Here is a 9763-nt window from a genome sequence, read left to right as displayed (position 1 = left end):
GCGAGGCGGCCTCTCCGTTCTCTGTGGGGGCGGTCGTCCGGGCCGCCCCCCCCCCCCCCCCACTACCGGGCCGATGCGCTTGGCAGCACCAGCTCGAACACGGTGCCGGTTTCATCGGAGGTCACGCTTACCGTTCCGCCATGCGCCTGTGCAATCGCACGGGTGATCGCCAGGCCCAGTCCGGCACCTTCGTGGCGGCCACGCTCGCCGCGATAGAAGCGATCGAACAGGCGCGGCAGTGCTGCTTCGGCAATCGGCGGGCCGAGATTGTGCACGCTGACCCTGCACACGCCATCGCCCTCGACCAGCTTCACCCGCACCTCGCTGCCCACGGCTGCGTGCTTCAACGCATTCGACAGCAGATTGGCGATCGCCCGGTGCAGCATCAGACGGTTGCCTTCCACGCTCGCCACGCCGTCGCGGCGCAGGGTCAATTGCCGGTCCTCGGCCAGCAGGTCATAGAACTCCAGCAGCGAATCCACCACCGCATCCAGCGCCACCGGCTCACGCGAGGGCAGTGCGCCCGGTGCCTCGGCCTGCGCCAGGTACAGCAGGTCACCCACGGTTTGCGCCAACTGCTGCAGTTCTTCGGCGCACGAGGCCAGCGTCTCGCGGTAGGCCTCGTTGCTGCGCGGGTGGGCCAGCACCACCTGTACCTGGGTCAGCATGTTGGTGATCGGCGTGCGCAACTCGTGGGCCAGATCACCGGAGAATTCGGTCAGGCGTGCGAAGTCCTGCTGCAGGCGCGCCAGCATGCCGTTGAGGGTCTGCGCCAGCTGTTCCAGTTCGGCCGGTGCCGTGCGCGCGCTCAGACGCCGCTGCAATCGACCGGCGGTGATCTGCCGGGCTTCATCGGCCAACGTGCGCAGCGGTCGCAGCGTGCGTCGCACTACGTAGCCGCCGAGCAGGCTGCTGGCCACGGCGGCGCCGATGATGGCGATCGCCAGAAGATGGCGGAAGCGCTGCAGGAAATCGGCATGGCGGTCGTCATCGATGGCCAGCAGGGTGACCAGCTGGCTGCCGTCGGCCAGGGTCTGCCGCAGGTGCAGGGCATGCATGCAGCGACCATCGTCGAGAATCCAGTCGTGCCGCCGTGGCGCGGCGTCGATGGGCTGGCTGCGTGCGTGCTCGCGCAGCAGTGCCGGTGCGGTCGAGAACAGCACGGCTCCGTGGCCATTGACGATGTGGAAGGCGATATCGGGATGATGGCTGAGCGCCTCTGCCAACCGCGGGCCGCGTGCGGCGGCGGGCCCATTGCCAGCAATATCGCGGATCAACGCAACCTTGTTCTCCAGTTCGATGAAGTCCTGGGCAACAAGGTCATGGCGGGCGCTGACATAGATGGCCACGCCCAATGCGGCCAGCACCAGCGTGGCCACGATGGCGAACAGCAGCGTCAGCCGCACCGCGATGGAACGGCGCAGGCTCATCCGTTGCTCACAGCGCCGTCGTCTGGTGCTTCGAGCACGTAGCCCATGCCGCGCACGGTGACGATCAGCTTGGCGTCGAAGTCATCGTCGATCTTCGCGCGCAGGCGGCGGATCGCCACGTCGATCACATTGGTGTCGCTGTCGAAGTTCATGTCCCACACCTGCGAGGCGATCAGCGAGCGCGGCAGCACTTCGCCACGGCGGCGTGCCAGCAGCTCCAGCAGGATGTACTCCTTCTGGCTGAGCGCGATGCGCTGGCCGCCACGCTCCACCCGGCGGCGCTGGGTATCCACCACCAGGTCGGCAATGACGATGCGTTCAACCTGCGGCACCGCTTGGCCGCGGCGTAGCAGCGTGCGCACGCGTGCCAGCAGCTCGGCGAAGGCGAACGGCTTGCCCAGGTAATCATCGGCCCCAAGCTCCAGGCCCTGCACGCGGTCGGCGATGCTGCTGCGCGCGGTCAGGAACAGTACCGGCACCTGCCAGCCGGCCTCGCGCAGCCGCGACAGCACATTCCAGCCATCCAGACCGGGCAGCATCACATCGAGAATGACCAGCTGGTACTCGCCGCTACCGGCCAGGTGCAGCCCGTCGACGCCGTTGCAGGCGAGATCGACCACGTAGCCGGCCTCGATCAGGCCCTGGCGCAGGTAGTTGCCGGTCTTGGGTTCGTCTTCGACGATCAGCAGTTTCATGGTGCGCCCATCATCGCAGCTTGGGTGTGGGCTGGCTGCGCAGTCTCATGCCAGCGGATCCAGCGTGCCGAGAATCGCGACACAGGCCAGCACCAGCAGTGCCAGTACCGATTCGCAGGCCAGGCTGTGGCGCAGTGAACGCAGTGGCCTGGGTTGCCAGCCGCCGCGGATGGAAACCGCCAGCGCCGGCACCAGCCGCCAGCGATGCAGCGCGGCCAGGCCCAGCATGCCACCCACCAGTGCCAGCTTGAGCAGCAGCCAGCGTCCATGCGCGGCGCCGGTCAGGGTCTGTATGGAACCGCCGAGATCGACATAGGTATAGGTGCCGGTCATCGCCAGCAGGGCGACGATGATCGTGCCGGGCAGGGCGAAGCCGTGCGCGGCCTGCCATAGTTCGTGGGTGCGCTCGCGCAGGCTCGGCCCTTCCCGCCGCAGTGCCAGCTGTACGATGGCGGCGATCGCACCGATCCAGGCACCGGCCGCCAGCAGGTGCACGATGCCGGCAGCAAGACGCAGCCGGCCAGCGACCCCATCGCCAGCAGCGGCGTGGCCGTTCCAGGCGAGGCTGGCCAGGGTCACCGTCGAGAGTGCCAGCAGTGCGGGGCGGCGCAGGCCCTGTACCGGGCGATTGACTGCCAGCAGCGGCAGCATTGCCAGCAGGGCCAGGATGCGCAGCAGTCCCGCCTCGCCCACCGGCGTACCGGTAAGAAACCAGCGCGCTGTCTCGCCATCGATGTCGACCGGTGATATGCCAAGCACGCCGGACAATCGGGTGACCACATCGATGCCGACCAGCACCAGTGCCACCAGAACGAGGGCCAGCGAGACGCTGCGCGGCAGTCCGGGGCGGACGAACAGCATCCGCCCGAACAGCAGCATCAGGGCCAGATACAGCGCCAGCCGCAGCGCATACGGCGAAAGCTCGGCCACAGCAGCGGCCTTACTTCACGGTGAAGCGGTAGGTGCCGGTGATCGGATGGCTGTCCTGGCCGACCGCGCGCCACTGCAGCGCGTAACTGCCGGCGGGCAGCGGCTTGGCAAAGCGCGCGCGCAGGGTGTGGCCGTCCTCGGAGATCTCCTGCGCCGTGGTTGGCATCGCCATCTTCATGCGGCCGTGGTCCATGCTCAGTTCGATGCGGGTGGCACGCGGCATCACCTTCTCACTGAACTGCAGCTCGATCTGGCTGGCCGGGGCCACGGTGGCATTGGCCGCTGGCGTCGAACGCACCAGGCTAGGATGGGCCAGCGCCAGCGGCGCGGCCGAAAGGCCGGACAGCAGCAGGGCGAGCGGGGCGACGCGGAACAGGGAGCGGGTCATATGCGGATCACCGATGAGGAAGTGGCCTGCAGGGTGACGTCCACCGCCTTTCGAGGCCCTGACTTGGACATTACCAGTTCGTAATGTTGGCGGCCGGCACTACCGGGCCCGTGACTGCGCGATCCATGCTGACGGCGAACAACCGACCACACGCCGGAACGCCGCGCTGAACTTGCTGGGATTGGCATATCCGCTGGCCAGGGCAACGTCGGTGACACGCCGGCCCTGCGCGAGTTCGGCGCGCGCCCGCTGCATGCGGTGCTGGGTCAGGAAGGCATAGGGCGGCAGGCCAGTGGCCGCACGCAGCGCGCGGCCGAACGTCGCGGCCTCCATCTGCACTGCAGCGGCCAGCTGTGGAACGGTCAGCGCCTGGCCGTGTTGCGCGTCGATGTAGGCCTCCAGTTGCCGCAACCGTCGTGCCGACAGTGGGGACACCGTGCCACGCGCCTGGCGCGGCTGACCGGCAAGCTGACCCAGGCGGTGCAGCAGCACCTGCGCGCCATGCTCGAGGAAGCCGGGCAGGCAAACATCAGCCTGCGCGCTGCACCACAGCGCCTGCAGCACCGAAGTGATCACCGGGTCGTGGTGCAGCCGCGCCGCCAGCGGCTGCAGCTGTTGCAACTGCTGCGGATCCTGCGGATGCAGGTGGGTATCGATGGCGATGCCGAGCAGATCGACCGCGGGGCTGGCATAGGTGCCGGTGTCTCCCGGCAGCACCAGATTGAACTGGCCGGGCCGCCACGGCGCCTGCAGAAGACCGCTGAGGGTGCGCTGCTGCAGCCGACCGCCGCCGCCCACGGCCAGGCCCAGGCGCAGTTGCTGCGGATGTCCCATCTCGCCTTCGCTGGCATCGAAGCGATGACGCAGCAGCACCACCGCACCATCGTCGCTGGCGTAGGCCGCAGGGGCCTGCGACCGGGTTTCCTGCAGGAGCTGGTCGGCGAGGGCGGGCATCACGGATCCGGGAATGGAGCGGCGCTGCCGGAAATGGAGTGGCGGCAGGGTGCGAATGTTACAGAATAACACTCTTGTCCCGCGCTGCCGCCGCCCGCGCGTCCGCCACTCCATCCGTCGAGGTTCCCGCTTTGAAGTCGTCCACGCCTGCTGCCGCGCTCATCGCAGCATCCCTGCTCGTTCCTGCCTTGCCCGCCCTTGCCCAGCAGGCCGACCCGGCCACGCTCGACGGTGTCCGCGTCACCGGTTCCAAGCGCGATACCCCATACCTGAAGAGCGATCTGTCGGTGACGGTGCTCGACAGGCAGGCGCTGAAAGAAGCGGGCGTCACCGAGTTCCGTGACCTCGACAAGCTCGCGCCCAACGTGAAGTTCAACGCAATGGGGCAGCTCAGCAACATGTTCATCTCGATCCGCGGCATCGAGTCCAATCCATTCCTGGTCAATCGTGCCTCGGTCTACATCGATGGCATTCCGTTCCGCGAGCTGAGCAATGCCGTGCTCAACCAGGTCGAGTCGGTGGAGGTGCTGCGCGGCCCGCAGGGCACGCTGTACGGCGCCAACAGCGAATCCGGCCTGGTACTGGTGCGCACACGCGGCCCGGCCGATGCGCGCGAGGGCGAGATCAATGTGCGCAGCACCTGGTTCGGCAACGGCAATGGCACCGCTCTCGATGGCTTCCTGGCAGGGCCGCTGAACAAGACGGGCAGCCTGTCCGGCTCGGTGGCGTTCATGGGCTCCGATGAGGACGCCTACCTGAAGAACCTCACACCTTCCGGTGCGCGCGGCAAGGTCGGCGAAGGCTACCTGCAGGGCAAGCTGCGCTGGCGGCCGAGCGATTACGTTTCGGTGAACGCGCTGGCCTATCATCTGCGCACCCGCGCGCCGGGCATGTTCGAGTATGAATACCTGCCGCTGGATACCGGCCTCTACAACCGCACCTACGGCACATCGCTCAATGGCGGCCGCCGTGCCGGTGACTTCACCTACATCAACGATGCCCCCAAGCGCACCGAAAAGGACGAAACGGTGGGCGGCCTCAGTGCGCAATGGCAGCTGCAGGCCGGCACGCTGGACGTGGCCGCTTCCTGGCGGGACGAGGAGGTGACCTCGGCCGGCTACGACTTCGACATGACCAACAGCCCGGCATTGGCCGGCCGCATCTACGACAGGAAGAAGGAATGGACGGCCGAGGCGCGCTTCAGCTCGCCCAGCGACCAGGCGTTGACCTGGATGGCCGGTGTGTCGACCTACCGCAACAGCAAGGATTCGATCCTCGGCACCTTCGTCGGCCCGGCGCTGCACGGGCTGGACAGCTACAACCTGGCACCGCGGCAGACCTCCAAGGGCGAGGACTACAGCGTCTTCGCCACCGCCAGCTATACCTTCCCGGCGGTGCCGAAGCTGACCGCCAGCGCCGGCCTGCGCCATGAGCAGGCACGGCGCTCCACCGAACAGCGTGCCGGTGCGCTGGACCTGGGCGCCGGTGGCCGCGTGCTGTACCGCGATGCCGCGCTGGCGCATACCTTCTCGGCCACGCTGCCGCGGGTGTCGCTGCGCTACGACGCCACTGACGACCTGTCCTTCTACGCGGCCTCGGCCAAGGGCTACATTCCGGGTGGCTTCAATCTGGCTGCGGCGCAGAGCGATGTGGTCAACGACAAGGTGCTGCGCTACGAGTCCGAGCGCATGTGGAGCCATGAGCTGGGCTTCAAGATGAACCTGGCCGGCGGTCGTGGCCACATCGGCGGCGCGCTGTTCCACATCACCTCGGACAACTGGCAGGAGATCCAGGTGGCCACCGATGCCAACGGCCGCCCGATCTCGTCGGACTACGTAGGTTCGGATGCCTCGATCCGTTCGCGTGGTGCCGAGCTGGAGGGCGTGTTCGAAGTGCTGCCGGGCTTCACCCTGATGGCGAATGTGGGCTACGTCGATGCGAAGTACACCAAGCTGTGGGTCAGCGTGGACCAGAACCTGGATGGCAAGCGGGTCAAGCTGACCCCTCACTACACTGGCTATCTGGCGGCGCGCTATCAGTTCGACTCCGGCATCCATGCACGGCTGGAATCGCAGTTCACCGGCTCCAGTGCACTGGATGAACGCAACCGCGCGTTCCAGCCCGCAGTGGCCGTGCTCGGTGCGCAGCTGGGCTACGAGACCGGGCCGTGGAGCGCGCGGGTGTTCGTGCAGAACCTGACCAACAAGCGCCGCATCAACGGCCTGATCTTCGACAACCTGGCCTTCGGGCGCGACGGAAACTACTACGGCCCGGTCGACAGCCCGCGGATCTTCGGCGCGGAAGTGGGGTACCGCTTCTGACGAATCCACGGTAGATCCACGCCAAGCGTGGATGGCGGCACCCCGCCGGGCATGGCCCGGCGCTATCGTGGGCCGTGCAATGCCCGCCGGTTGCCGATGTGCGCGCATGCCAGCAGCACGCCACCGCAGGCGGTGGCCACGCCATGCCAGAGCAGTGATTCCTTCAAGGGCAGGTACAGCGACGCTGACACCAGCAGGATCGCGCCAACCACGGCCAGCCGCACCGGCAGCCAGCGCCCATGCCGGTGCAGCCCGGCCGTGGTACTGGCCAGCGCCAACGTCGAGGCCATCAATGCGAACAACCATTCCCAGCGCGACATCATCAACAGCAGCGTCATCACGCCGTGGCCGGGGTGCTGGAACGAGCGCAGCGCCATCATTGCCGCTGGCACGAAGGCCAGCAGCAGTGGCAGGGCGATGCAATGGGCGGCGCAGGCCAGCGACAGCCAGGCGCCGGCCAGATCGAAACGGGGATGCCAGCGTGCCGAAGTTGGCGGCTGGGCCAGAGCCCTTGCGGGGGTCGGGGGGATGTGGTCCATTATGTTACATAGTAACAATTGGAGTCTCCCCCATGAAGCTTCCTGCTGCTCTTTTCCTGCTGCTGGCTGCCAACGCGGCGCAGGCACACGATGTCCGCCAGCACGCGCCACACGTGCACGGCCAGGCCACTGTTGATCTCGCTCTCGACCAGGGAACGCTGGAGTTCGCCCTGCAGGCGCCGGGCATCGGCATTCTTGATTTCGAGCGACCGCCCGCCAACGCGACCGAGCAGGCGGCACTGTCGCGCGCCACGGCATTGCTGAAGGGCGGCAGCTGGGTCACCCTGCCCACCGCCGCCAACTGCCGCCTGGCCAGCGGTAAAGCCGATGCAGAGGGCTTCGACGCGACGGCCGCCGCGCCGCCGCCAGGGCAGCATCGGCACGCAGGTTTCAGCGCAACGCTGCAGTACCACTGTGCCAAACCTGCCGAGCTGCGCGCCATCGTCTTACGCCTTCCCGTGCTGTTCCCCGGCCTGCACGAAGTCATCGTCAACAGTGCGACCGCCAACGGCCAGGACCGCAGCGTGCTGAGTGCCGACAACCTGCGCGTGGTGCTGGCGCCGTGAGCACGCCAGCGGTGATTGCACTGGAGGATGTGCAGTTCGGCTACGCAACACGCCTGGTGCTGGACATCCCGCAGCTGCTGATAGAGCAGGGCAGCAGCGTGTTGCTGCGCGGAATCAGTGGCGGTGGCAAAAGCACCCTGCTGGGCCTGCTGGCGGGTGTGCTGCTGCCCGGCAAGGGCCGTGTCGAGGTGGCCGGCCAGGCGTTGCAGGGCATGAGAGGTGCCGCGCGCGATCGCTTCCGTGCCGATCACCTGGGCGTGATCTTCCAGCAGTTCAACCTGCTGCCGTTCCTCAGCGTGCGCGACAACATCGCGCTTGGCCTGCGCTTTTCTCCGGTGCGCAGTGAGCGCATCAGCGGGCCGCTGGACGACGAGATCCTGCGCCTGCTGGAAGCGCTGCAGCTGGACCCGGCGCTGTCCAAGCGTGCGGCCGGTACCCTGAGTGTCGGCCAGCAGCAACGCGTGGCCGCCGCACGCGCCCTGATCGGCCGCCCCGCAGTACTGCTGGCCGACGAGCCGACCTCGGCGCTGGATCGCCAAGCCGCGACCGCCTTCCTGCAGCTGATGTCCGCACAGTGCCGGGCCGCCGGTACCACGGTTCTGGTGGTCAGTCACGATGCAAGCCTGCAGCCCTTGTTCGACCGCACCATCGCGTTGTCGCAGATCAATCACGCAGGTGGCACCCATGCTTGAACTTGCCTGGGCCAGCCTGCGCAGCCGCGCATTGAGCGTCAGCCTCACCGTGCTGGTGATCACCCTCAGCGTGGTGCTGCTGCTCGGTGTTGAGCGCGTGCGCACGCAGGCGCACGAAGGTTTCGCCAGCACCGTCTCAGGCACTGACCTGATCGTCGGTGCCCGCTCCGGGCCGGTGAACCTGCTGCTGTATTCGGTGTTCCACATCGGCGACCCGACCAACAACGTGTCCTGGCAGTCCTACCAGGAGCTGTCCTCGCTGCCGCAGGTGAAGTGGGCGGTGCCATTGTCGCTGGGCGATTCGTGGCGCGGCTACCGGGTGGTCGGCACCAGTGGCGGCTACTTCGAGCACTATCGTTACGGCGCGGGGCATGCGCTGGCATTTGCGCAGGGGCGGCCGTTCGACGATCTGTACGACGCCGTGATCGGCGCAGAGGTGGCGCACGCGCAGAAGGTCGGCCTCGGCGACGAGATCGTGCTGGCCCATGGCACCGGCGCGGTCACGTTGGCCACGCATGCCGACAAGCCGTTCCGTGTGGCTGGCATCCTGCAGCGCACCGGCACGCCGGTCGATTCGTCGGTGCTGGTCTCGCTGCCGGCCATCGAGGCGATCCATGTCGACTGGCGCTCCGGCGTGCAGCTGCGCAGCCAGAGCGTCAGCGCCGAGCAGGCGCGCCATCTGGACCTGACCCCGACCAGCATCACCGCCTTCATGCTTGGCCTGAATTCGCGCATCGCCACGTTCTCGGTACAGCGCAGGATCAACGAGTATCCGGATGAGGCGATGCTGGCGATCCTGCCCGGCGTGACCCTGCAGCAGCTGTGGCAGTCACTGGGCACGGCCGAGCGGGCTCTGCAGCTGATCAGCGCGATGGTGGTGCTGCTGGGCATGTTCTCGCTGGTGGCGCTGCTGGTCTCGACCCTGCAGGAGCGCCGGCGCGAGATGGCGGTGCTGCGTGCCATCGGTGCACGCCCTGGCTATATCGCCAGCCTGCTGGTGGTGGAGGCGGTTGCGACCAGCGCGTTTGCCTGCGTGCTCGCACTGGCCGCACTGGTGGTGGCCAGCCTGGCCGGGCGTGGCTGGGCGCTGGCCAACTTTGGCCTGTCGATCACCCACATCTGGCCGGATGGCCGCGAACTGGCGTGGGTCGCAGGTGTGCTGGCGATCAGCGCGGTGGCCGGCCTGGTACCGGCGCTGCTGGCCTATCGGCGCACGCTGGCCGATGGCCTGTCACCCGGGGGCTGAGC

Annotated in this window: 10 protein-coding genes; 4 read left to right on the top strand and 6 right to left on the bottom strand. The window is 67.6% G+C overall.

Annotation, left to right across the window (positions count from 1 at the left end; translation table 11 throughout):
- Positions 1–62: 62 nt before the first annotated feature.
- The 5 genes from ABE423_RS15955 to ABE423_RS15935 all read right to left on the bottom strand — a co-directional run bounded on the left by ABE423_RS15955 (position 63) and on the right by ABE423_RS15935 (position 4397).
- On the bottom strand, positions 63–1430 hold the full coding sequence (locus ABE423_RS15955; RefSeq protein WP_346486699.1) for a heavy metal sensor histidine kinase: 1368 nt from the start codon (positions 1428–1430) through the stop codon (positions 63–65).
- On the bottom strand, positions 1427–2125 hold the full coding sequence (locus ABE423_RS15950) for a heavy metal response regulator transcription factor (protein WP_253143237.1): 699 nt from the start codon (positions 2123–2125) through the stop codon (positions 1427–1429). Before ABE423_RS15950 ends, ABE423_RS15955 begins: the two co-directional genes overlap by 4 nt.
- Positions 2126–2170: 45 nt before the next feature.
- Complete coding sequence (gene copD, locus ABE423_RS15945; RefSeq protein ID WP_346486696.1) at positions 2171–3055, bottom strand: copper homeostasis membrane protein CopD; 885 nt, start codon at positions 3053–3055, stop codon at positions 2171–2173.
- Positions 3056–3065: 10 nt separating this feature from the next.
- The gene (gene copC / locus ABE423_RS15940; RefSeq protein WP_125893600.1) at positions 3066–3443 is read right to left on the bottom strand and encodes a copper homeostasis periplasmic binding protein CopC; all 378 of its coding nucleotides are present in this window, start codon (positions 3441–3443) and stop codon (positions 3066–3068) included.
- A gap of 99 nt (positions 3444–3542) precedes the next feature.
- Complete coding sequence (locus ABE423_RS15935) at positions 3543–4397, bottom strand: AraC family transcriptional regulator (protein WP_197615633.1); 855 nt, start codon at positions 4395–4397, stop codon at positions 3543–3545.
- A 188-nt stretch (positions 4398–4585) separates the two neighbouring features.
- On the opposite strand from ABE423_RS15935, the gene ABE423_RS15930 reads away from it, so the two are divergent.
- Positions 4586–6718, top strand: a complete 2133-nt coding sequence (locus ABE423_RS15930) for a TonB-dependent receptor (protein WP_197615632.1) — start codon at positions 4586–4588, stop codon at positions 6716–6718.
- A gap of 62 nt (positions 6719–6780) precedes the next feature.
- Here the strand turns inward: ABE423_RS15930 and ABE423_RS15925 are convergent, their stop codons facing one another.
- A complete protein-coding gene (locus tag ABE423_RS15925) occupies positions 6781–7257 on the bottom strand; it encodes a MerC domain-containing protein (RefSeq protein WP_197615631.1) in 477 nt (158 codons plus the stop codon).
- Between the two features lie 32 nt (positions 7258–7289).
- Here ABE423_RS15925 and ABE423_RS15920 point away from each other — a divergent pair, with 32 nt between their 5' ends.
- From ABE423_RS15920 to ABE423_RS15910, 3 genes are read left to right on the top strand one after another with little or no spacing between them, the layout of a single operon-like run.
- Positions 7290–7823: a DUF2796 domain-containing protein gene (locus ABE423_RS15920; protein WP_125893592.1), complete on the top strand. Its 534-nt coding sequence runs from the start codon at positions 7290–7292 to the stop codon at positions 7821–7823.
- Positions 7820–8515, top strand: a complete 696-nt coding sequence (locus tag ABE423_RS15915) for an ATP-binding cassette domain-containing protein (protein ID WP_125893590.1) — start codon at positions 7820–7822, stop codon at positions 8513–8515. The genes ABE423_RS15920 and ABE423_RS15915 overlap by 4 nt, the downstream gene beginning before the upstream one ends.
- Positions 8508–9761: an ABC transporter permease gene (locus ABE423_RS15910; protein ID WP_125893588.1), complete on the top strand. Its 1254-nt coding sequence runs from the start codon at positions 8508–8510 to the stop codon at positions 9759–9761. The genes ABE423_RS15915 and ABE423_RS15910 overlap by 8 nt, the downstream gene beginning before the upstream one ends.
- The last annotated feature ends 2 nt before the right edge of the window (positions 9762–9763 follow it).

The sequence above is a fragment of the Stenotrophomonas sp. TWI1409 genome, from assembly GCF_039673015.1.
GTDB classification, from domain to species: domain Bacteria; phylum Pseudomonadota; class Gammaproteobacteria; order Xanthomonadales; family Xanthomonadaceae; genus Stenotrophomonas; species Stenotrophomonas maltophilia_A.
This window is presented reverse-complemented; position numbering and strand designations above follow the sequence as displayed.

What these genes read in the sequence shown, in the direction of transcription:
- ABE423_RS15955 (WP_346486699.1), bottom strand. Translation starts at nt 1,430, where the DNA reads ATGAGCCTGCGCCGTTCCATCGCGGTGCGGCTGACGCTGCTGTTCGCC.
- ABE423_RS15950 (WP_253143237.1), bottom strand. Translation starts at nt 2,125, where the DNA reads ATGAAACTGCTGATCGTCGAAGACGAACCCAAGACCGGCAACTACCTG.
- copC (WP_125893600.1), bottom strand. Translation starts at nt 3,443, where the DNA reads ATGACCCGCTCCCTGTTCCGCGTCGCCCCGCTCGCCCTGCTGCTGTCC.
- ABE423_RS15935 (WP_197615633.1), bottom strand. Translation starts at nt 4,397, where the DNA reads ATGCCCGCCCTCGCCGACCAGCTCCTGCAGGAAACCCGGTCGCAGGCC.
- ABE423_RS15925 (WP_197615631.1), bottom strand. Translation starts at nt 7,257, where the DNA reads ATGGACCACATCCCCCCGACCCCCGCAAGGGCTCTGGCCCAGCCGCCA.
- ABE423_RS15920 (WP_125893592.1), top strand. Translation starts at nt 7,290, where the DNA reads ATGAAGCTTCCTGCTGCTCTTTTCCTGCTGCTGGCTGCCAACGCGGCG.
- ABE423_RS15910 (WP_125893588.1), top strand. Translation starts at nt 8,508, where the DNA reads ATGCTTGAACTTGCCTGGGCCAGCCTGCGCAGCCGCGCATTGAGCGTC.